This window comes from Vibrio sp. MM46 (genome assembly GCF_027587135.1).
GTDB classification, from domain to species: domain Bacteria; phylum Pseudomonadota; class Gammaproteobacteria; order Enterobacterales; family Vibrionaceae; genus Vibrio; species Vibrio harveyi.
In genome coordinates this window covers 182,728-204,595 of sequence record NZ_JAPPTO010000010.1, presented here as the reverse complement: position 1 = coordinate 204,595, position 21,868 = coordinate 182,728, and the positions used below count along the sequence as shown (strand labels likewise).

General features: G+C 44.4%; 19 protein-coding genes. 11 read left to right on the top strand and 8 right to left on the bottom strand.

Annotated elements, in window-relative coordinates; translation table 11 throughout:
• Positions 1-61: 61 nt before the first annotated feature.
• Positions 62-883 (bottom strand): phosphate ABC transporter substrate-binding protein, encoded by an 822-nt coding sequence (locus OH459_RS13595; RefSeq protein WP_005452857.1) that lies wholly within the window; start codon positions 881-883, stop codon positions 62-64.
• Between the two features lie 333 nt (positions 884-1,216).
• Here OH459_RS13595 and OH459_RS13590 point away from each other — a divergent pair, with 333 nt between their 5' ends.
• A complete protein-coding gene (locus tag OH459_RS13590) occupies positions 1,217-2,860 on the top strand; it encodes a methyl-accepting chemotaxis protein (protein WP_269987154.1) in 1,644 nt (547 codons plus the stop codon).
• Positions 2,861-3,078: 218 nt separating this feature from the next.
• Here the strand turns inward: OH459_RS13590 and OH459_RS13585 are convergent, their stop codons facing one another.
• A complete protein-coding gene (locus OH459_RS13585) occupies positions 3,079-3,270 on the bottom strand; it encodes a hypothetical protein (protein WP_005452866.1) in 192 nt (63 codons plus the stop codon).
• A 492-nt stretch (positions 3,271-3,762) separates the two neighbouring features.
• Complete coding sequence (locus tag OH459_RS13580; protein ID WP_017189586.1) at positions 3,763-5,106, bottom strand: DEAD/DEAH box helicase; 1,344 nt, start codon at positions 5,104-5,106, stop codon at positions 3,763-3,765.
• Positions 5,107-5,529: 423 nt separating this feature from the next.
• On the opposite strand from OH459_RS13580, the gene OH459_RS13575 reads away from it, so the two are divergent.
• Entirely contained in the window at positions 5,530-5,778 is a 249-nt protein-coding gene (locus tag OH459_RS13575; RefSeq protein ID WP_005441096.1) for an Lpp/OprI family alanine-zipper lipoprotein, read from the top strand.
• 26 nt (positions 5,779-5,804) lie between these two features.
• Here OH459_RS13575 and OH459_RS13570 read toward each other — a convergent pair whose 3' ends face one another.
• The 4 genes from OH459_RS13570 to OH459_RS13555 are packed head-to-tail and all read right to left on the bottom strand — an operon-like array spanning position 5,805 to position 9,920.
• A complete protein-coding gene (locus OH459_RS13570; protein WP_269987153.1) occupies positions 5,805-6,731 on the bottom strand; it encodes a L,D-transpeptidase family protein in 927 nt (308 codons plus the stop codon).
• A 6-nt stretch (positions 6,732-6,737) separates the two neighbouring features.
• Positions 6,738-8,153, bottom strand: coding sequence for a deoxyribodipyrimidine photo-lyase (gene phrB / locus OH459_RS13565; protein ID WP_050938341.1), 1,416 nt, complete (start codon positions 8,151-8,153; stop codon positions 6,738-6,740).
• A 23-nt stretch (positions 8,154-8,176) separates the two neighbouring features.
• Positions 8,177-8,980 (bottom strand): MerR family transcriptional regulator, encoded by an 804-nt coding sequence (locus OH459_RS13560; protein ID WP_009697875.1) that lies wholly within the window; start codon positions 8,978-8,980, stop codon positions 8,177-8,179.
• Positions 8,970-9,920: a YbgA family protein gene (locus OH459_RS13555; protein WP_005452880.1), complete on the bottom strand. Its 951-nt coding sequence runs from the start codon at positions 9,918-9,920 to the stop codon at positions 8,970-8,972. The genes OH459_RS13560 and OH459_RS13555 overlap by 11 nt, the downstream gene beginning before the upstream one ends.
• Positions 9,921-10,317: 397 nt before the next feature.
• Here OH459_RS13555 and deoD point away from each other — a divergent pair, with 397 nt between their 5' ends.
• From deoD to OH459_RS13535, 4 genes are all read left to right on the top strand, one after another.
• Complete coding sequence (gene deoD / locus OH459_RS13550; RefSeq protein ID WP_005375140.1) at positions 10,318-11,028, top strand: purine-nucleoside phosphorylase; 711 nt, start codon at positions 10,318-10,320, stop codon at positions 11,026-11,028.
• 68 nt (positions 11,029-11,096) lie between these two features.
• Complete coding sequence (locus tag OH459_RS13545; RefSeq protein WP_005452883.1) at positions 11,097-12,566, top strand: hypothetical protein; 1,470 nt, start codon at positions 11,097-11,099, stop codon at positions 12,564-12,566.
• A 169-nt stretch (positions 12,567-12,735) separates the two neighbouring features.
• A complete protein-coding gene (locus OH459_RS13540; RefSeq protein WP_017818509.1) occupies positions 12,736-14,220 on the top strand; it encodes a hypothetical protein in 1,485 nt (494 codons plus the stop codon).
• Positions 14,204-15,787, top strand: a complete 1,584-nt coding sequence (locus tag OH459_RS13535) for a GGDEF domain-containing protein (protein WP_017818508.1) — start codon at positions 14,204-14,206, stop codon at positions 15,785-15,787. The genes OH459_RS13540 and OH459_RS13535 overlap by 17 nt, the downstream gene beginning before the upstream one ends.
• Positions 15,788-15,835: 48 nt before the next feature.
• Here OH459_RS13535 and OH459_RS13530 read toward each other — a convergent pair whose 3' ends face one another.
• The gene (locus OH459_RS13530) at positions 15,836-16,726 is read right to left on the bottom strand and encodes a DMT family transporter (protein WP_009697878.1); all 891 of its coding nucleotides are present in this window, start codon (positions 16,724-16,726) and stop codon (positions 15,836-15,838) included.
• 146 nt (positions 16,727-16,872) lie between these two features.
• Here OH459_RS13530 and OH459_RS13525 point away from each other — a divergent pair, with 146 nt between their 5' ends.
• The 5 genes from OH459_RS13525 to OH459_RS13505 all read left to right on the top strand — a co-directional run bounded on the left by OH459_RS13525 (position 16,873) and on the right by OH459_RS13505 (position 21,848).
• Entirely contained in the window at positions 16,873-17,259 is a 387-nt protein-coding gene (locus OH459_RS13525) for a DUF3302 domain-containing protein (RefSeq protein WP_009697879.1), read from the top strand.
• Positions 17,259-18,389, top strand: a complete 1,131-nt coding sequence (locus OH459_RS13520; RefSeq protein WP_005452888.1) for an HlyD family secretion protein — start codon at positions 17,259-17,261, stop codon at positions 18,387-18,389. The genes OH459_RS13525 and OH459_RS13520 overlap by 1 nt, the downstream gene beginning before the upstream one ends.
• Positions 18,390-18,699: 310 nt before the next feature.
• Positions 18,700-19,248: an ECF-type riboflavin transporter substrate-binding protein gene (locus tag OH459_RS13515; RefSeq protein ID WP_005452889.1), complete on the top strand. Its 549-nt coding sequence runs from the start codon at positions 18,700-18,702 to the stop codon at positions 19,246-19,248.
• 6 nt (positions 19,249-19,254) lie between these two features.
• The gene (locus OH459_RS13510; protein WP_269987146.1) at positions 19,255-21,012 is read left to right on the top strand and encodes an ABC transporter ATP-binding protein; all 1,758 of its coding nucleotides are present in this window, start codon (positions 19,255-19,257) and stop codon (positions 21,010-21,012) included.
• A complete protein-coding gene (locus tag OH459_RS13505) occupies positions 21,009-21,848 on the top strand; it encodes an energy-coupling factor transporter transmembrane component T family protein (protein ID WP_017818504.1) in 840 nt (279 codons plus the stop codon). The genes OH459_RS13510 and OH459_RS13505 overlap by 4 nt, the downstream gene beginning before the upstream one ends.
• Positions 21,849-21,868: the final 20 nt, after the last annotated feature.

The following is a 21,868-nucleotide window of genomic DNA, read 5'->3' as shown; positions in this document are numbered from 1 at the left end:
ATGGATAGAAAAGGCTCAGCCCGAAATGTTGGGCTGAGCAAACTTTAGAGTCCCGATAGGATTAGTTAACTGAGATGTAACCTTTTTGGTCAACTAGCGCTTGCGCTTCGTCAGTTAGCATCCAGTCTAGGAATTTTTGAGTTTCAGCAGATGGCTTGCCATCTTTGTAAAGGACAAGGAAAGGACGAGCAACTTTGTAAGAACCGTTCTTCACATTGTCTACCGATGCTTCGATACCATCGATTGGAAGCGCGTTTACAGAGCCATCAACAGTACCAAGAGAAATGTAGCCGATTGCGTATGGGTTAGAAGCAACCATAGTCTTCAGTGCACCGTTGCCGTTAGCAACTTGAGCGCGTTGAGAGATTGCAGATACTTTCTTACCAGAAATTTTCATTTTTAGAGACATGATGTCTTCGAATGCGCCACGAGTACCAGAAGCCGTATCACGAGTGATTGCTACGATTGGCTTATCTGCACCGCCAACATCTTTCCAGTTTGTCACTTCACCTTTGTAGATAGCAGTAACTTGCTCAGCCGTTAGACCTGATAGTTTGTTTTGTGGGTTTACAACAACTGCGATACCGTCTAGAGCAACTGTCTCTTCTTTTAGAGCAGGCTCTTTCTCAGAGTCTTTTAGGTTACGAGAAGACATACCTAAGTCTGCAGAACCGTTTTTCGCTGCTTTAACACCAGCAGATGAACCAGGACCTTGAACTTCGATAAATACGTTCGGGTTTGTCTTCATGTATGTTTCAGAGAAAACTTCCATCAGTGGAGTTACGCTGCTAGAACCCACTGCAGAGATAGTTTCTTTAGCAGAAACAGGAGTCACTGCCATTGCGCCTAGAAGTGCGATTGCACCGATTACTGTCTTTTTCATCACAATTTCCTTTAAGTGGCCTTATTGCCGTTGTGTTTCACTTGAACGGTGCTCACTTTAGAATCCAAATATGACAGTTGTGTTTCACTTAGTTGAAGCCTCTATGACACGTTGTCATTTCTGCTTAATAAATCAGCAATCAAACTTTATTTACTTTCGAGCTCAAAATACTTTGACTGCTTTTTGTAATAGCAAAATGCCAACTACATCGCTTTTAATATATTTCATAACAAATAAACATTGTTAAATGATTGATATATCGAGACTAATGATTAGAATCGTTACGCTTTACTTACAAAAATGATAATAGTTACAATCTTTAGAGGGTCAATCATGCGTCAATTACTTAGTGCGCTGTCTATTAAGCTACAGGTTTTCGTGCCCGTACTTTTCACTGTCATACTTCTCATCGTAGGTTTGAGCGTAGGCATAGGAAAATTAGAGCAAGCGTTCGATAAAGTTACAGTTTCAACAAATAACCTTATCGTGCACAAAGAAGAACTGAGCTCAATCGTAGACAACACTTATGCCATGCGCATTAAGGCTATCTACAGTCTTTTCAGGGCTGAAGATGTCAAAACACTTAACCAAGAATTACAACGACGTCAGGCGACAAACCAAGAATTTTTAAACTCAATCGATCAAGTTGAAGGTATTCATGCAGAGGTAAATGCCATGCGTGAGGCGATGAACCACTATGTGGATTTCACTCGAGTCACCATGACACCTCTGTTAAATACCAAGCATTCATCGGACTACACAACATCGGATTTTGACCGAGAATACGAAACCGCAATGGGCAAATACCGCCTCGCTGGTGAGGCAATGATCAATGCCATTGACAGCTTGTCTAAAAAGCTCAATCAAATCGTAACGGATGAAGTAGAAGAAAACGGAGTATTGCACTCTAATACGCTAACCTACAGCACCATCTCGCTGGTCATCATCCTTTCTATTACTTCATTAATCAGTTGGCTGCTGGCAAGCTATATTGTTGCGCCTATTCGTAATCTGCAACAAACCATGAAAGAAGTAGCAAAAGGCAACTTGCTTGTAGAAGCAGAAGAAGTAGGTAAAAACGAAGTATCCGAATTGGCGAGTGACGTTAACCAAACGATCCATCAGCTTCGTGGCACCGTCGATTCTCTAGTACGAATCAGTGAAGATGTCGCTTCGGCGTCTACTGAGCTTGCGACAGTCATGACACAAAGCAGCGCAAACTCTGATCAAGAAAAACAAGAAGTAGAACAAGTCGCTTCTGCAATTAATCAACTTGAATCTACCGCTGCGGAAGTGTCAACTAACGCACAGCAAGCGGATAGCGCGTCTAATGAAGCGACGAAATTAACTTCACAAAGTTTGAGCATGTTTGAGGAAAGCACGCGTGCAAGTACTAAGATGGCAGATCAACTCAACGAAGCTGCCCACGTAGTGACATCACTAAAAGACCAGTCGGAACAGATTGGTAAAGTGATTGAGGTAATTGAAAGTATCTCTGAACAAACCAACCTGTTGGCACTCAATGCCGCTATTGAAGCAGCACGCGCAGGTGAAAGTGGTCGTGGATTTGCCGTAGTTGCAGATGAAGTACGTATGCTTGCAGCAAGAACTCAAGAATCGACCAAAGAGATCCAAACCATCATTGAAGAGCTGCAACAACAGTCTGGTCAGGCAAACGAAAGCATGCATTCAAGCTTAGCCATGCTAGAAGACAACCAGGCGCTTGCTGCAGAAGTAAGCCGTTCTCTGAGCGACATCAACAGCGCGATTTCTGACTTGAACGCGATCAATACTCAAGTCGCGACCGCTTCAGAAGAACAGAAACAAGTCACCTCTGACATCAACAACAACTTAAGCACTATTTATGAGTTGGTCAGCCAGAACGTAACGGGTATCACCCAATCAGCCGCTGCAGCGCAAGAGTTGTCTGGTTTGGCAGAAAATCAGAAACACCAGCTTAAGCAGTTCCAAATCTAAGCGTTCGACTCAACGCATAATTTACACACGAGAAAACAAAAAGCTCCGCAATCGCGGAGCTTTTTATAAACAACAAAACGATTCAAATATCAGGTCACCGGAAAGCAAGACTCAATTAGAAAAGATGTGTCGTTACAACCCAAATTAGAGCGAGGAAGCCAACAAAATAAAGTGAGGAAACAACAATGGATTTTATCAACTCTCCCATCTGTGATTTCTCAGTAATCATGAGTTCCTCCACGATACATAACCAGAGCACAGCTTATTACTGCCATACAGAGAAACGAAAACATCTCAACGAACAAAGTTGTTTGTTCCCACCCTAGTTCTCGACATTGTTGCTCGGTAAGGGTCATGTCTATTTCTTCTAACCATTGATCTTTTTGTTGCTGAATATCTTGCTGCTGCATATCGTATTCTCCTCTTCACACCCCGCTCATGCTAAGCAAAAAATCCGTTCAGAAAAATCAAAGTGTCTTTAACCCACGTTTAGAATAAATAAACATAAAGCTTATACCCAAGTAACCTCGAGATGCTTGGTTCAGCGAGGATGACTTGGTTTGTAGGCGCGGCGGCGATTTAAAGGTTTAGTGGGTCTAAATCAAAAATCGACAACAAAGTATACAAGCCGAGGTCCTTACTATTTACAAAGAGTGCCCTTCGGGAGCGTGTCATTGACTCGCTTTTTTAGTCAAACAAATGGCTACGTCAAACAACTTGGAAAGAGCTGGCTATTACGCTGCGTCGTTTTCCTTGAAGTCAAATCAATAACAACGCTCTGAACTCTGCATCTTGAAGTCACTTGGGTATATCTGTATCGTTTGTTTGAAAGCATAAGGCATAAAAAAACCGAGCTCTTAAGCTCGGTTTTCGTCTATCAGTTTTGTCACTTTCGCTAAAGATTAATCTTCAGAACTTGGTGCTGCTGGCTTCTTTTTAGGGATAAACACGTTATCACCCACTGCCACGTTTTGATAGAAACCTTTGTCGCGCTGAGTTGGTTTCTTCGGCGTTTTCTTAGCTTGAGGACGTGCTTTCTTAGGAGCCACTTTCTTATTGCGGAAATCTGGCTTACGTGGCTTCAGACCTTTGAATTTACCTTTTAGATCTTCAAACACAGAGAAGCTCAAATCTTGCTGTAAGTATGTTTCTACACGCTTGAAGCTATCCCAATCTTTCGGGCCGACCAATGAAACTGCATCACCTTTGTTACCCGCACGACCAGTACGACCAACACGGTGAACGTATTCTTCTGTATGCTTAGGCATATCGAAGTTAATTACGTGTGTCACAGTCGCGATATCAAGACCACGAGAAGCAACGTCCGTTGTCACCAGAATCTTAAATACCGCACGCTCAAACTGGCTCATGATGGTATTACGTTGAGTCTGGTTCAAGTTACCGCTTAGTGCGATAGCTTTCAGTTTCTTCTCGTTCAACTTCGCTGTTAGACGCTCAGTATCATCGCGAGTCGCAGTAAAGATGATCACCTGACGGTATTCAGCTTCTTCTAGAACTCGTTCAAGAATCGCTTCTTTGTGATCTAAGTGATCACATAGGTAGAATTTCTGAGTAATGTCTTTGTGTTCTTCGTTCGAAACACCAATTGCAATACGTTTTGGCGCATTCAGCATTTCTGCCGCGATGTCATTCACTTCTGCGTGATCAAGTGTTGCAGAGAACATCAAAGTTTGACGACGACGGTGTTTTGCCGCTTTATGAATGCGACGCAACTCTGGAGCAAAGCCCAGATCCAACATACGGTCAGCTTCATCTAGAACCAATGTTTCCAGACCATCAAGGAACAAAGAACGGTGCTCCAGATGATCAGCCAAACGACCTGGAGTGGCAACGATAAACTTAGGGTAGCGACGCAGTGCTTTAACCTGATCGTTAAAGTTTTCACCACCAAGAATCAATGCAGCGTCGTAGGACAAACCACCAAGCATTGAGCGAAGCTCACCATATACTTGTTTTGCTAGCTCACGCGTTGGCGCAAGAATCACAGCTCGTGGGTCTTTTGCAGAAAACGACTTATTCTTTAGTGACTTATGTAGCATTGGCAATACAAACGCCAAAGTCTTACCCGAACCCGTTTTCGAAGATGCCAATAGATCCTTGCCTGCAATCGCAACAGGAATCGCCTGCTGCTGAATGTCAGTCGCTTTTTTGAAATCGTAGTGTTTTAGGTTCTTCAACAATCGGTTGTCTAGGCCTAGATCTTTAAATTGCAAAGTATTCTCCAATAAATAGTCAGCGTCTTGAGCGCTTTTTCAGTGTCGTTTCCGCTCTAACGCAGCAAAAAATAAAAGCTCGATATAATACCGCAAATCATAGGAGTATAGATAGAGATCACACAAACTAATTCCAATAGAAAAAATAAAGTTTCCGCTTAGAAACTTTCATTTGTGTCAATATCGTCTAAATTATTGATATCAGGTAGTAGCAAAAGAGCTGCTGTACTACCTGATACTGGCGTTAGCAAGTGAGTAATCACTTACATTTGTAAGAAGAAAGTTAGCGTCCGTATCAGGTACTCTATGAAATCCTTGGATTTTTTTGACTTTTGCTACATCATGTTCTGATAGAATGTATTCACATTTGACCCTATGACTATATGACACAGAATTTATAGCGTAGGAATTTCACTATATGCAAGGAGTTCTAATATGAACAAAACGTTGATCGCAGCTGCAGCAACTTCAGTACTTCTACTAGCAGGTTGTGCTTCTTCTGACGAAGCAGCAACAGCTACTAAACTAGACGAACTAAGCAACCAAGTTAGCCAACTAAGCCAAGACGTACAGTCTCTACAATCTGACGTTCAAAAGTCTAACGACGCGGCTATGGCAGCTCAAGAAGAAGCTGCACGTGCTAACGAGCGTATCGACAACATCGCTCAGTCTTACACTAAGTAAGATTTGATTCCGCGCTTTAACGCTCGTTAAGGCGCGGTTATTTCAACTGGAACACCATTCTGCGCAGCAATCGCTGCTTTCGCTTTAGCATTCGTCATACCAAACTCATCAAGCCACCAGTCCAATTCTTTTGGAATGACTAAGTGATCCTTCTCGCCATTGCTGCGAGTTAACGGCTCGTGGGCTTCAACAAACACACTACGATCTGGTTCTAATGCGACTTTAACCGGTTGATTGATGATTTTTACTTTTTCGCCACGACGTACTTTATCAAATAACCATTCGATGTCTCTTGGGTCCATACGAATACAACCCGCACTCACACGCATACCAATACCAAAATCTTTATTGGTGCCGTGGATCAAGTATTCACCATGCCCATATGCCAAACGAAGTGCAAACATACCTAGTGGGTTATCTGGTCCAGCAGGAACGACAGCAGGTAGGTCAATCCCCTTTGCTTTGTACTCTGCACGAATAGAGGCAGGTGGCGTCCAAGTCGGATTAGGACGCTTTTGACTGATGCTTGTAGTCATTTCTGGAGTGTCTCGACCAATTCGACCTATACCTACAGGAAAAACATGAACCACGTTTTCGTTTTCTGGGAAATAGTAAAGTCGCAATTCGGCAAGGTTAGTGACAATACCTTTATGAGGGACATCAGGAAGAATAAGCTGAGTAGGGATCGTTAAAACGTGACCATCTTGAGGGAGAAACGGGTCAACCCCTTTGTTTGCAGCCATTAGCGCAAGCATGCCAACATCATATCGCTTCGCAATATTCGCCATAGTTTCGCCTTGTTCAACCACATGGTTTTCCATGCGACCTATAACGCGAGCTCCGTCCTCTGGTAGTTGGTACATTTTAGCGAATGACAAACTACTCACTAAAGACAACGATATAGACAACAGGGTTCTTTTAGCGATACTCATTGGACGCTTCTTGCTAGGCATCTCTCTCTATTCCTTGGCATTTTTGAAGAGCCGTAAGGTTATCTCTCTTTCCACCTTGTGATCAACCATCGGCTTGTGATAATCCAGTAAATTAAAGCCACTCCATAGCCAAGGGTTATGAATGAATTTGTTTGGTACTTGTTTTATTTCCGGCACCCAATGGCGAACAAAGGTTCCGTCAGAGTCAAATTTCTCGCCTTGGCTGATCGGATTGAATATGCGGAAGTAAGGCTGCCCGTCGCACCCTGTTGATGCCGACCATTGCCACCCACCATTGTTGGCGGCAAAGTCTCCATCCACCAGCTTACTCATAAAATAAGCTTCACCCCACCGCCAATCGATATGAAGATCTTTGGTTAAGAAGCTTGCCACTATCATACGTAGTCGATTGTGCATCCAACCTGTTGTATTAAGTTGGCGCATTGCCGCATCCACGATAGGGTACCCAGTATTTCCTGCTTTCCAGCGTTCGAAGGCTTGCTCATCGTACGACCACTGAATCTTGTCTTCCCAAGCAATGAAGCCTCTGCCCTTGACCAACTTTGGCTCGAATACCAATAAGTGTTGATAAAATTCTCGCCAAATGATTTCGCTCAGCCACGTCGCTTTACCATCTGATAGGTCAACCATAGGGCTTTCAGCATACAACCTAGCGATGCACTGCCTTGGTGACAGAGCGCCGATAGCCAAATACGGAGACAATTGACTCGTACCATCAACAGAAGGGATATCCCTTTCAGCTTGGTAGGCATCACTACGGTCTCGAGCAAATTCTCGCAAATGCTGAACAATATCACTGGTTGCTGCGAACCATCGCTTGCTAGATTCTCTAGGATAAGAGAATGCGACACCATCATGGTAGCGATCTGGCTGAATCGGCTGGATGGTAGACGGTGACAGCTCGGCTTGCGGCTCAGGTTTCGATACAACTGGCATTTGAAACTTTGCCAACCAAGCACGTTTAAACGGGGTGAATACTTTAAAGTACTCCCCCTGTTTATTTAAAACGGTAGTCGGAGCATGAACGCACTTATCGTGAAAAGTATCAAAGGCAATGCCTCGAATTGAAAGTGCGTGAGAAACCTCTCTATCTAGTGCTTGTTCATTCACCTCGTAATGGATGTTCGCCATGACACGTTGAGCGCTTAAAGAAGTAGCCCAATCATTTATGACCTCTGTTACATCGGCAAACTCGGGCACCTCTTTGTATAAAAATGGGATGTTGAGTTTGGCGAGTTCTTCATTAAGGTGAGATAAACGTCGAGCAATCAAATCAGCTTGCATCGGTGCCATATGGTGCTCTCGCCACTGCTCAGGGGTCGAAACAAAACAAGCAACAACCGGAAGCCCAGTATCCAATGCAGCCTTAAGTGCTGTGTGGTCTAACGTTCTTAGGTCACGTCGAAACCATACAAGAATCATGTCGCCTCCTTACGAGGATGGATTTATTGCGGGAAATGCAGTTTTTCGATGACTTCAGATAGCTGCACTTGCTTCGGAGCTTGCTCTAATAACGTCGCCAAAGCTTCAACTTGCTTGATAGGCAGCGCTTTATTCGAGAAGAAATGCACGTATTGGTAACGTGACATCACATCATGCTCAACTAAACCCGAGATGTCTTCGACTTTATCAATCAGAGTAATGTGATACCCCTGTTCACACAGCTTTGCCGCCTGAATCCAGCTCTCTGAGTCACGAACTTGTTCAAAACTCAAAAGCAAACATTTTCCCTTGGAAGATGCCTTATTTTCCGAATCGACAACCAAGGCTAATCGAGTAATCAAGCAAGTTTGGAACAAACCAAGCTGTAAAGAACGTAGCGAGACTTTCACCAAATCTAACGCTTCAAACACAGGATTGACCAGCTGTTCAATGACAATGTTGAGTGGGTACTCTTTTAGCACATTCGATAACAGCGTTTCTGTTTTGCCACGATTGAGTTCAGATAACGCTTTGAGCATTGACTCCACTTCTTCTAGTCGTTGGATATCGGTCACTAAATCCACATCTGATTCCTGACCTAGCAAGCCTTTGACTTTGCCAATCGCAACGCCTTTTGCAAGCCAACCTTGAATTTCACGAATAGTATCTAAATCCTGCTGTCGATACAGGCGGTGACCCTTCTCTGTTCTTTGTGGTTGGATCAAGTTATAGCGTCTTTGCCAAGCGCGCAGAGTAACGGGTTTTACTCCCGTTAACTCTGATACATCTCGAATTGCGTATAGTTTTTCTTCTTGGCTACAATCCATAACGAAGTCTCATCTCCTGTGGATACGGTTCTAAGTATTTTTGTTTCTGTAAGTACGCGTCGGGGTACGTATTGAGATAGTGCTTAATTAACGTTAACGGGGCAAGTAATGGTAACAAGCCCGTACGATAATCACTAATCACCGTCGCCAGCTCCGCTTTTTCATTAGCGGTTAAAGAGCGTTTAAAATAGCCTTGCAAATGCATCAGGACGTTCGTGTTGTTTTTTCGACTGGCGCGATTCTGTAACGCTTTCATCAGACCTAGACGATATTCGTTGTAAAACTGTTCCATTTCGTAACTTGATACATCTGCAACCAAGCGTCCCAGCGAACGATAAGACTCTGGATGGTGCGCCATTAAAGTCAGCTTATAGCGAGAGTGAAAATCAATAATTTTGCCGCGTGTGGGCTCGCCGCCCATCGACTCATAAAAGTCATTCAAACAGTAAACACGCGTAATGAAATTTTCTTTTAAAACCGGATCGTTTAGACGACCGTCTTCTTCTACAGGCAACCACGGCATTTTTTCCATTAATGTTCTGGTATACAAACCGATACCTTCTTTCGCCGCACTATTTTTGCTGTATACCTTCACTCGCTCCATGCCACACGTTGGTGACTTCGCACAGACGATGTAACCACACAGCTCTTCACCCTCTAATTCGTTCACTTTATTTTCTGAGTACGCAAGCATGTTGTCAGTGTGGTCGTTTTCTGGATTTTTCGTTTCTACCAGCGCGATTCGCTCCTCGTTGCTTACCAAACGAATGGTAGGGCGTGGAACAGACATACCAACACCGACTTCTGGACATACGGGAACAAAGCTAAAGTAGCCGTCGAGCTCTTTCGTTACGAAGTTACTGATTTTATGTCCCGAATCGAAACGAACTCGTTCGCCTAGTACACAAGAACTGATACCAACTTTGATTGAAGATTCCATAACGAAGCGTCCTATACAAAATGTTTTGTTGTATAACTTATAGCAAGTCAAATAACATTGTACAAGAAAATAAATTGTACAATTTAATCGTTTTACTCACTCTCTTCGAATATCGATCAGAAACTTTTAAGAAAAAATTTTGTGCTGAAAGACGAGATTTTGTGCGCGCAATCGACAAACTGCTCAAAAGCAAATCGATTGCCTTTTTGCTTTCAACAGATTTAGTTATCAACAGATTATTTAAACAATAAAACCGACCATTTTGTGACTCAACTCTCATGCCCCCTTACCCTGTCCCGATATTATTGCCTCAACGAAAACGAACAAGTTCAACAGAATTGGTAATAGCATTCTATAATTGATGCGTTTTACCTGAACAAAACTTTGGAGAGCACTTATGGCAACCCCACACATCAACGCACAACCAGGTGATTTCGCTGAAACAGTACTAATGCCAGGCGACCCGTTGCGTGCAAAATACATCGCAGAAACTTTCCTAGAAGATGTGAAACAAGTTTGTGACGTTCGCAACATGTTCGGCTTTACTGGCACATACAAAGGTAAGAAAGTGTCTGTTATGGGTCACGGTATGGGTATCCCATCTTGCTGTATCTACGTACACGAGCTAATCGCTGAATACGGCGTGAAAAACGTTATCCGCGTAGGTAGCTGTGGCGCAGTACGTGACGACGTGAAACTAATGGACGTTGTTATCGGTATGGGTGCTTCTACAGACTCTAAAGTTAACCGTATCCGTTTCAACAACCACGATTTCGCAGCAATCGCTGATTACGGTCTTCTAGAAGAAGCGGTTAACCAAGCGCGTGCTCAAGAAGTACCAGTTAAAGTAGGTAACGTATTCTCTGCAGACCTATTCTACACACCAGAAGCTGACATCTTTGAGAAGATGGAAAAACTAGGCATCCTAGGTGTAGATATGGAAGCGGCAGGTATCTACGGCGTAGCTGCAGACCTAGGCGCGAAAGCTCTAACTATCCTGACAGTTTCTGATCACATCATCCGTGGTGAAAAACTAAGCTCTGAAGAGCGTCAAAAGTCGTTCAACGACATGATGAAAGTTGCTCTAGAAACTGCAATCAACATCTAAGAAATACTTAAGTAGTAATTTGCAGCCGGAGCCTGACCGGCTGCCTGAATTATCCCGAGGGGGCGATTGTGTCTAACGGCGAACTGCCAAAGGACGCAGATGGGTTACAACTCAACTTTTGTAAAACATTGGCGTGTGACAACTTTGGATTGAGTGATGCAAAGCGTTACGTCTTGCAGCATGCTAACCCTAAACGTCCGGCGATGGTGTGCCGTGAATGTGGAGCTTTCCCCCCCTTACTTAACAACCGCGATGTGGTCAACGAACTTCATCGTTTGAGACACGTCCACAGTGATGGACTACCTGCTTGTCGCAATGATGACTGCGACAACTTCGGACTTTCTGTCCACACTCATAAACACCTCTATCACGCTTTTGGTTACAGTGGCGATCGCCAACGTTACCGCTGTAAAGTGTGTCAAAGTACTTTTGTCGATAAATGGTCTGGTGCCAACAAAAAGCTTCAATTTCAAGAGAACTTGATGGGCTTGCTGTTCACGGGATATTCCGTCCGAGAAATCTGCCGTAAACTGAGCATCAATCCAAAAACCTTTTACGATCATGTTGATCACATTGCTAGTCGTTGCCGCCGTAAGCTTGCAACCATTGATGCACGCTGGGTAAACCACGCGCAGCATTATGAGCTCGCTTCTAGCTACGTTGCATTGCAACCCCATAGTAATAATGGCGTGTATTGGATTGCTTCTGGTGAGGCACATTCGGGCTACATTCTTTGTCAGCATGTGAACTATTCATCTGATGATGAGCCAGTGGCGTCCTTGGATCACAACCCATACGATGAAGTCTCTCGCTTTGTATCACAAGAATACACCGCTGAAGCAAGTGAACCACCACCAGAGCCATCAAAAAAGCTGCGTGAGCGCATCGATCAGAAATACCAAACGATTTTGGCCCGTGGTAACGTCGAAGATCCAATGGGAAATCTCTCTGTTTTCCACTATCCGTCTAAAGGTGCCTTAATTCGTCCACCTTATACCTCGTACGCACACTATCTTCATGTATTGGATATGTGTTGCCCAGAGAAGCGCGTATCGATCTACATGCCACAAGATCCCCTGCTCCGCTCAGCGGCGTTGAGCGTCTGTTTGTCTCGTATTCAAGAGAAAAACGTCGATCTTATGTACGTAGAAGAAGACGCAATTTGGGATATGAATGCCCCGTTTGGTAAGGTAGATATCGCTTATATGAGTTGGTGGCGAGATCGCTGGGCGATTTCTAGTCAATACGAATGTAACAAAGGTATTTGTTATCTAGCTGGTGATAAAAATGAACCTGAAGCTTGGTTCAATGTAGCAACAACTCGCCACATCCAATTCTATCAAAACCGTTTCCAACTGCTGTTTGAGAGCTTCATCAACGAGCCACGTCGCAAATTAAGACCTGCTGGTATATTGCCTCTTTTAGATATATTCAGAGCTTGGCATAATTTGTGCTATCAGGATAAGCAAGGACTCACTGCCGCTCAGAGACTGAAAGTCACCGACGCACCACTAACGATCAAACAATTGTTGTCATGACTATTTAACAGTTTACTCATTTAGAAGTGGTAAGTAAGCGCTGAACACGGTATACATTACAGTATCCGATCCCTTATTGGTGTGGCGATTTTCCACGCCGAAATGATAAACGCATCTAACCACTTGTTTTTAGGTGTAAATTCCAGTTCTATAGTCATGGATGTGAACGTTGGATAAAAGCCAAATTCAGCTCGAAACTGAGCTAACTGCGCTTGAAGGTCAGATAAAAACTGATCCTGAGCGCGCATTTCGAATTGCAGAACAATGCCGGATACGCGCAGAACAAATTCTGTTTGTTGACGGTGAGATTCGTGCGCTTATTGTTATGTCCCATGCCTGCTGGTGTAGCATGGATTATCGACACGGCTTAAAGCTGGTTAAAGACGCCTATAACCTTCAAATTCAACTCGACACTGACGACCACTTACCTGAAATACTTCACTTATTTGCCCTACAATACTGGGGACAAGCTAAGTACTACTCTGCTCAGCAATACTGGATTAATGCCCTAGAGCAGTCTGCGCTAGTCGACGATATCGAGATTCAAATCGAAGCTTTGATTGGTCTTGGTAATGTTTGGCGAATCACCAATGAACACAAACTTGCCGCCTCAACCCATGAGCTCGCGGTAAAAGTGGCAAACAACGTTCGCATAGCTTGGCTAGAAGGGAAAGCCAGAATCCTGCTTGCTTGGGATTACTACCTGCTGAATAACTTTGTCGAAATGCTAACAGTGCTCGACGGTGCGACCGAAGTACTTCGAGATCACGAAGACAGCACTTGGCACGCAGAAATCTGGGATTTCAAAGGTCTCGCTCTACTGGGTTTAGAACGTTTAGACGCAGCGGAAGAAGCTACTCAAAAAGCCCACCAGCTCGCAATTGAACAAGATCTTACGTGGATGAAAGCGCATTCTTTCATCAGCCGAGCAAGACTCGAATTACTACGTAAAAATACCGAAAGTGCATCTGAGCTACTGCAATCAGCAGAACAATCCGCCCTCGCGTTTGATAACGGCGAATTGCTCAGTCAAATTTGTTTCCAACAATCGCGCGTAGCGGAAGAGCAAGGTGACTATCAAGGTGCTTTCCAAGCGTTTCAGAAATACCGCAAACACGCACTCAAAATGCTGAAAGAGCAAACGCATCGAGTCAGCATGGACAAAGCACGAGGCTCAAAACGCCAGTTAGAACAGCGAGCACGCAAGCTCATCAATCGTATCCGTGCTCAACATGAATATGACCCAGAAAAGCAGTTCTCAAATGTAGTATCAGAAACTTACTGGTGGGAACAACTGGTTCTATTTAAGACCGAATTAAAACGCTCTAATCATGCGATCATCATGATCCGCCACGCTGAGCCCGCATTTCTCGATATTTGTACCGAACTGGTTCACTCATTGACCACTTCCAGTGATTTAATTTCCCGCCTAAGCAGCGATCGCTTAGCCATGCTTATCGCAGAAAAAGACCAAGCGGCAGAAGATCTGTATCAAACCGTGTGTTCGATGTTAGACATCTATCCTTGGAAGCGTCGTGGTCTTGATGGTCCAAAACCGACACTTTATCTACAGGACATCCTAACCTTCCCGTTCACCTTAGAGCAGTTGGAAGAAAGCCATATTGAGGTATTGAAGAATGGAACAACTGCTTAGTAAGGTCACTGATGCGGGAATGGATCCCTCTTCTGTCGCCGGTGAAGAGGCATTGATTCTGTGGGAGCACATTCGCCTTCATATCGCCTCGACCAACAAAGAAAAAGCGCATTGCTACATCATTAGTGCTGAATATCGTAGCAAGATTAAACAGTTAACCGAGAGTATTGAAGAGCTACGTCTCGCGCTTGATCTACTAAAACTCCCAGAGGATGTAGAAGATATCCTATCGGTAAAAGCGAGTCTAAGTGATCGCTTGGTAGAAAAAGGGGACTATAACGCAGCACTGACCGAATACATCGCCTCAACCAACATCGCCGTTGAGTACGGCTATATCGATGAATATGTTCTCGCCATCATTGGTATGGGCAATCTTTGTGATGCGTATGGGGATCATAATCGTGCCCTGCGTTATTACCAGAAAATCGACGCGATTGACCATGCAATCGGTAGCCGTTCACTAAGACTGCGTTACAAACTCTACATGCTAGCGTGCTACATCAGCCTGCAACGCATCGGCGCAGCAACCGAGCTACTAAGTGAATGCGAAGAACTGAGTATCCTAGTAAGTGATAAGAACTTAACTGGGCAAATTCATTTATATCGCGCGAAGTTATATCGTCTCCAAAAGGAATATGAACAAGCCTTACTTGCGATTTCGCAAATCCAGTATGCGACAGGCAAGCAACATACTTACTGGCTCTCAACCATGGTAAAAATTGAAACGGCTTACTGCTTAAATGAGGTCGGTCATCAATCTTTAGCGAACTTGCTGCTGGCATCAACGGGCAAACGCATTAATGAGCACTCCTCACCACTTATTGCGAACCGATTCTACAATGCAATGAGCCAAGTATGCGCGTCGCAAGGCTTGTTCAAAGAAGCGTTAAACTACGAGAAGAAAGCTTTTCGAGTTGAGTCTGACTTAGTCAAACATATTCCGATTAGTGAGTTGGGACCAGCACAGTTGCGCCGCCTCACTCGCTTTGAGCTGCAACTAAAACTCATTCTGTCTGAGATTGAAAACAAAGAACTCAAAGAGACCACCAAGCAACACAAAAATACCGTAGCTCAGCTTCAACAAGATGTATTCACCGATCCGCTGACTTCTTTACATAACCGACGTTGGTTGGAAGTGAAACTAAAAGATCTGCTGCTGCACGACACGCCATTTGCACTTATGGTGATCGACATTGACCACTTCAAATCGATTAATGACGAACTCAGCCACCTTGTTGGTGACAAGGCGATCGTCAATGTGTCGAAAGAACTCTCAGGTTACTTCAAGTTCCGCGGTTCATCGTGTGTGCGCTTCGGTGGAGAAGAGTTCTTGGTTATTCTTGAAAACACCGAAGTCGCTAAGGCTGAAATGCACGCAGAAAACTACCGAGAACGTATTTACCAATTTGGGTGGCATGAGATTCTTGGTGAACGCGGTCTGACCGTGTCGATAGGCATTACTTTGCATCGGGAGGGAGAGAATACGCAACGTACCTTCTATCGCGCCGACAAAGCCCTATACCGCGCCAAAGCCAATGGCCGAAACCAAGTCTGCACTGAACTATAAAAACGCCCCAGCAACAACTGGGGCATTTTTATAAGCCGAATGACAAGCTTAAAGAAAAAACAAAGAAATACCGCCAAGTGCGACTAATGTACCAAGCATACTCTTCACGCCGACCTTTTCTCCTCGCAGAGCATAAATCACCAAAATAAACAGTGGGCTGGTTGCAATTAACGTCTGAGCAATGGCGGGGTTAGCGTATTTCAACGCGATTTGTTGTAACCATAATGCCAGAAATGTCCCCACGAAAATTGCCAACAACAGCCAAACTAACGCTTTGTTGCCCATTGCTTTTAGGTGCTGTTTAATGCTGCTAAACGGCGCCGGTTCGACAATTTTCACCACCAAACACACTGCCAACACGCCAATACTAAGACGAATGAGAGCACCGAGCAGCGGTGGAAGATCGCCCGCAACCAACGCATAGTGAGAGATCACCACACCTGAGGCTTGGCACACACTCGCGAGTAACCCAAATCCGATACCGCTCCAGTTTGTTGCCGCTCCCGAGGTTGATGGTTGAAATACCACAAACGTAACCGCAACCGTGGTCACTACCACGCCCAGCCAACTTTGTAGTGTGAGTTCAGACCCAAGAAAAACCATGGCAAGCACGCCGGATAAAGGCGGTGCAAGGGATTCTAAGAGTAATGTTTTGTTCGGACCAATGCGCTTTAATGCAGCAAAATAGGCACTGTCACCAACAGCAATACCAATCACACCAGAAATTGCCAACACCGCGAGATGTAACGGCTCAATGTACGCAGGTATACCTTGAGGTAGAAAAGGAATAACGACCACCATCATCATTGAGGCGATCACACCTTTTACTATGTTCAACTGCATTGCTGAAAATCGGTGGCTGAATTGGCTGTAAATCCAAGTCGCAACCGCCCAAACGATGGCTGCACTTATCGCGGCAAGTTCACCAGAATAATGCACTACTCACTCCTTCGTATTCCATGCCGTATCTCTCAATAACTGTGTATCAAATTATAAATTACTTGATCCACCTATTGTTCTATCAAATACTTAAACAGTTAATTTACGTAAGTTTTTCTATTTAGCAACAAGCACAGGGAAGTAAGATGTTTCTAGACTATTTTGCACTTGGGTTACTCATTTTCGTTGCTCTGGTTATCTTCTACGGGATCATTGTCATTCACGATATTCCTTATGAAATAGCGAAGGAACGTGAACACCCTCATCAAGACGCCATTCACTATGCAGGCTGGGTCAGTCTTTTCACACTTCATGCTCTTTGGCCATTTCTGTGGATCTGGGCAACCTTATGGCGCAAAGAACGCGGATGGGGTTTCAAACAACTTGAGCAAGAAACGCATGATATCCATCATCGCCTCGAAGAGCTAATTGACGAAGTCAATGAATTGAAAAAAGAAGTCTCAACACTCAAAGGTCAAAAACCTGCACAAAGTGTTCCTGCACAAAAAGAACAAGGTAAGGAGGAGCAATAATGGATTTACTACTGGTTCTGACTTACGCCGCATTATGTATCGCCATTTTCAAAATCTTTAACATTCCACTTAACAAATGGACAGTGCCAACCGCAGTGCTTGGCGGCGTTGTATTGGTCGGCACACTAATCTTGTTGATGAACTATAACCACCCGTTCACACAAATTGGTAATCAAGTATTCTCTACCACACCAGTGGTGTCAGGCGTTCGTGGGCGCGTCATTGAAGTGCCTGTACAACCAAACCAACCTCTACAAAAAGGCGACGTTCTTTTCCGTATCGACCCGATTCCATTCCAAGCAGAAGTCGATAAGTTACGTGCAAAAGTGAAAGAGGCAAGCCAAGGTGCACTTGGGCTTGAGTCTGGCGTGCAAGAAGCGGAAGCAGCGGTTATCAAAGCGCTTGCCGAGCGTGACAAAGCACAGCGAGAATTTGACCGTTATCAACGCGGTTTTGATCGCGGAGCATTCACTGAGCAGCAATTGGATACTCGACGCCAAGCATACAAAGCCGCACAAGCCGCATTGGAAGTCGCACAATCTAAGCAACAACAAGCGCAAATCGCGCTGGATTCTGAAGTGGGTGGTGAAAACACCCAAGTCGCTTCATTGCTTGCAGAACTTCGCCAAGCAGAGTTCAACCTAGAACAGACCGTCGTTACAGCTCCTACTGATGGCTATGTTACCCAGCTCGCACTGCGTCCTGGTGTTATGGCAGTACCATTGCCTCTTGCTCCAGTGATGACCTTTGTTCATACCGAAGATAAACTCTATACCGCTGCGTTTCGCCAAAACTCACTACAGCGTTTAGAACCGGGATTTGAAGCGGAATTTATGTTCCGCGCGCTACCGGGCAAAGTCTTTAAAGGTGAGGTTGTTGATGTATTGCCAGCCATCGGCGAAAGCCAATTCCAAGCTCGTGGCTCCCTGCTTGGTACAGAGGCGTTGCGTACCAGCGGTCGTGTATTCGTGACGCTGAAAATTACCGATGACCTTGCTGAATATCACCTGCCTATGGGTACGGCGGTAGAGGTTGCCGTTTATTCTGACAGCTTCACTCATGTCTCCATCATGCGTAAGGTTCTCATTCGAATGAAGAGCTGGCAAAACTACCTATACTTAGACCATTAATTTATCGATAAAAATCGCATTCAAAAGTGTAATCAGGGGCTGACAGTTAGCCCTTGATTTCATTCTAGCCATCCAGACAGATAGCATTCCCACTTTTATCAATATTCTGTATAATGCGCGCCTTATTTTTGATGCTTGCTGAAAAACTAAGCCAGTCAATAGAGTGCGTGAATCCAATCACACATTTCTTGAAGAAAAACAGAGCAAACAATAAGCAGCTTGGTTGTTTCTTAACTTTGTTACACAATCAGCGCTATACAAAAAAGCAAGTGAACGTTCTTTAAAATCGACAATTGAACTGAGGTTATCTATGAATCTTTCCGCTAAAACCGTTGTGGTTATTGCAATCGGTGCTGCATTGTACGGCATCGGTGGTCTGCCAATGTTCGGTATTCCAGTATTTGCAAACACGACGCTAAAACCAGCAATGGCGGTATTAGCATTGTTCTCAGTACTATTCGGTCCTCTTGTGGGCTTCTTGGTTGGCTTTATTGGCCACTGGGTCACTGACCTGTTCGCAGGTTGGGGGGTATGGCTTACTTGGGTACTTGGTTCAGGTATTGTCGGTTTAATTATCGGTCTTTTCCCTTCTCTGACGCGTAACCGCTTGGAGAAAGGCGATTTCAATATGAAAGACTTTGTGTTGTTCGTGGTACTTGCTCTATTGGGTAACGTATTTGGTTACGGTTGCTCAGCCTTCCTAGACACCATCTTGTACGCAGAACCGTTCACTAAGGTATTTACTCAGCTATCTATCATTGCAGCTGGTAACACCATTCTTATTGCTATTGTGGGCTTCTTCATTCTTAAGTCTGTCGCAAAACGTAACAAGCAAAGCCGCAACTTAACAGAGGCTTAATGTCGAATGACAATCGAATTTTCTAACTTCTCTTTTAGATATGAGTCGCTGGACAAACCGACGCTAAAAAATATCAATCTAAGGATAGAGAAAGGAGAGAAAATCGTCATTATCGGTCCAAGTGGTAGTGGTAAATCTACCCTTGGCCAATGTCTTAACGGACTAATCCCACACGCAATCAAAGGGGAGAACAGTGGCAAACTGACCATCAATGGTCAAGACACAACCCCTTTTGACATGCACCAATACACCGAGCAAGTTGGCACCGTTTTACAAGATACAGATAGCCAATTTGTTGGGTTAAGCATCGGCGAAGACATCGCGTTTGCACTAGAAAACCAGCTCACTTCTAACATCGACATGTACCCGTTAGTCAAAGCAACGGCGAAAATGGTCGACCTAGAACAAATGCTAAACCGCTCCCCTCATGATCTATCTGGTGGTCAGAAGCAGCGTGTTTCTTTGGCTGGTATTTTGGTGGACGATGTCGATATCCTACTGTTTGACGAGCCTCTAGCGGCACTCGACCCGAAAACCGGTAAAAAGACCATTGAAATCATCGATGACTTGCACCGTGAAACAGGGAAAACCATCATCATTATCGAGCATCGTCTTGAGGATGTGCTGCACCGTTCTGTCGATCGCGTTATTTTGATGGAAAGTGGTGAGATCATCGCCGATACAACACCTGATGCAATTTTGGCGTCCCCATTGCTGGAAGAATATGGCATTCGTGAACCTCTGTATCTTTCTGCATTGAAAGAAGCGGGCTGCGCGATTGAAGGTGACGCGAAACCATCAAGCCTAGATACGTTGCCACTGGCTCAGTACCAAGCAGCTGTCGATTCTTGGTTTAACACTTCACAAGAGACTTCAATAGCCGCCCCACTCGACTCACTGCTAGAAGTGCGTAACTTAACCTATTCTTATGACGGCGAGAAAAATGCCCTCGAAAACGTCAGCTTTGATGTTAAACGTGGCGAGTTCGTTTCTGTTTTGGGAAAAAATGGTTCTGGTAAATCGACGATAACAAAGTTGGTGATGGGCGTTATCGAAGCTGATCAAGGCTCGATGTCGCTAAATGGTCAAGACCTTAGTGAACTCTCCATCTTCGAACGCAGCCAAAAGGTTGGCGTAGTCATGCAAAACCCAAATCATATGATTTCACATCACATGATTTTTGATGAAGTGGCATTTGGACTGCGCAACCGTGGTGTTGAAGAAAAACAAGTCGAAGCGAAAGTACTCGAAGTCTTAGAGTTATGCGGTCTCAGTAAATACCGTCATTGGCCAATTGAAGCTCTTAGCTACGGTCAGAAAAAACGCGTAACCATTGCTTCTATTTTGGTGCTAGAACCTGAGCTATTGATTCTTGATGAGCCTACAGCTGGCCAAGATTACCGCAACTACACATCGATGCTGAGCTTTATCGAGAAACTCAACAGAGAACTCGACATCACCGTGATGATAATCTCTCATGACATGCATTTAGTCTTGGAGTACACCACTCGTTCCATCGTGATTGCCGACAGCAAACTCATTGCTGACGCGCCGATGACGGCGGTTTTCAGCGACCCTGCACTGTTAGATCAAGCAAACTTAACGACCACCAGTTTGTATGAACTCGCAACTAAGTTGAATATTGAGAATACGAACGGCTTTATGCAGCACTTTATCGATGTAGAGAAAGCGAGGCGTGCAAACAAAACCGAAGCTGAGATTACCGTTCAAGCAAGAGAAAACATTGAGAAAGTAGTGGCATGAAAGACAACAAAATGAAGTTTGGTATCAACTATATTGATACACAGTCGCCACTGCACAAGCTGAATGGCATCACTAAGTTCTTGATGTTTATCGCTTGGGTGACAGTAGTGCTGACGACATTCGATTTACGCATCATCGCATTATTGATCATTGTCGGTCTTGCCCTGCTCAAAATGACTAAGGTGCCATTTCACGTATACAAGCCATTGTTAATTGGTACAGGTAGTGTATTGCTTATCAACGCATTGTTTATGTTTGCATTAGCCCCACAACAAGGCACTGAGTACATGGGGTCAACGACCGTTTTATTCTCATTGCCAGGTAACTACTCCCTGACTCAGGAAACCTTGTTTTACCTTTTAACGGTAACGCTGAAATACTTCAGTATGTTCCCTATCGCTTTGGTGTTTGTGTTTACGACACATCCTACTGAGTTTGCGGCAAGTTTGAACCGTTTGGGAGTGCCTTACAAAATCGCTTATGCCGTCAGTTTGACCTTACGATACTTACCTGAGGTGAAGAAAGACTTTGTAAATATCATGCATGCACAACAAGCTCGTGGCGTAGAACTTAGTAAGAAAGCACCGTTGTTTACTCGAATGAAGAATGTCGCCAAGATTCTGGGACCGTTGATTTTCTCTAGCCTAGATCGCGCAGACCAAATCTCCAACGCAATGACATTACGTGGTTTTGGTCGTCACTCATCTCGCACTTGGTATAGCTTAAAACCGCTAACTAAAGCAGACATGCTGTGTATGGCGGGCATCGCTGTTATTGTTGCGGCAGCAATCGCTAAACGAGTATTAGACGCTCAACTGTTCTGGTATCCGCTGTAATACCGCAACACTAACAATAA

Coding starts and splice junctions, on each gene's coding strand:
- OH459_RS13570 (WP_269987153.1), bottom strand. CDS start 6,731: ATGCCTAGCAAGAAGCGTCCAATGAGTATCGCTAAAAGAACCCTGTTG.
- deoD (WP_005375140.1), top strand. CDS start 10,318: ATGGCAACCCCACACATCAACGCACAACCAGGTGATTTCGCTGAAACA.
- OH459_RS13555 (WP_005452880.1), bottom strand. CDS start 9,920: ATGGAATCTTCAATCAAAGTTGGTATCAGTTCTTGTGTACTAGGCGAA.
- phrB (WP_050938341.1), bottom strand. CDS start 8,153: ATGATTCTTGTATGGTTTCGACGTGACCTAAGAACGTTAGACCACACA.
- OH459_RS13520 (WP_005452888.1), top strand. CDS start 17,259: ATGGATTTACTACTGGTTCTGACTTACGCCGCATTATGTATCGCCATT.
- OH459_RS13505 (WP_017818504.1), top strand. CDS start 21,009: ATGAAAGACAACAAAATGAAGTTTGGTATCAACTATATTGATACACAG.
- OH459_RS13525 (WP_009697879.1), top strand. CDS start 16,873: ATGTTTCTAGACTATTTTGCACTTGGGTTACTCATTTTCGTTGCTCTG.
- OH459_RS13590 (WP_269987154.1), top strand. CDS start 1,217: ATGCGTCAATTACTTAGTGCGCTGTCTATTAAGCTACAGGTTTTCGTG.
- OH459_RS13595 (WP_005452857.1), bottom strand. CDS start 883: ATGAAAAAGACAGTAATCGGTGCAATCGCACTTCTAGGCGCAATGGCA.
- OH459_RS13510 (WP_269987146.1), top strand. CDS start 19,255: ATGACAATCGAATTTTCTAACTTCTCTTTTAGATATGAGTCGCTGGAC.
- OH459_RS13575 (WP_005441096.1), top strand. CDS start 5,530: ATGAACAAAACGTTGATCGCAGCTGCAGCAACTTCAGTACTTCTACTA.
- OH459_RS13560 (WP_009697875.1), bottom strand. CDS start 8,980: ATGGATTGTAGCCAAGAAGAAAAACTATACGCAATTCGAGATGTATCA.
- OH459_RS13515 (WP_005452889.1), top strand. CDS start 18,700: ATGAATCTTTCCGCTAAAACCGTTGTGGTTATTGCAATCGGTGCTGCA.
- OH459_RS13585 (WP_005452866.1), bottom strand. CDS start 3,270: ATGCAGCAGCAAGATATTCAGCAACAAAAAGATCAATGGTTAGAAGAA.
- OH459_RS13535 (WP_017818508.1), top strand. CDS start 14,204: ATGGAACAACTGCTTAGTAAGGTCACTGATGCGGGAATGGATCCCTCT.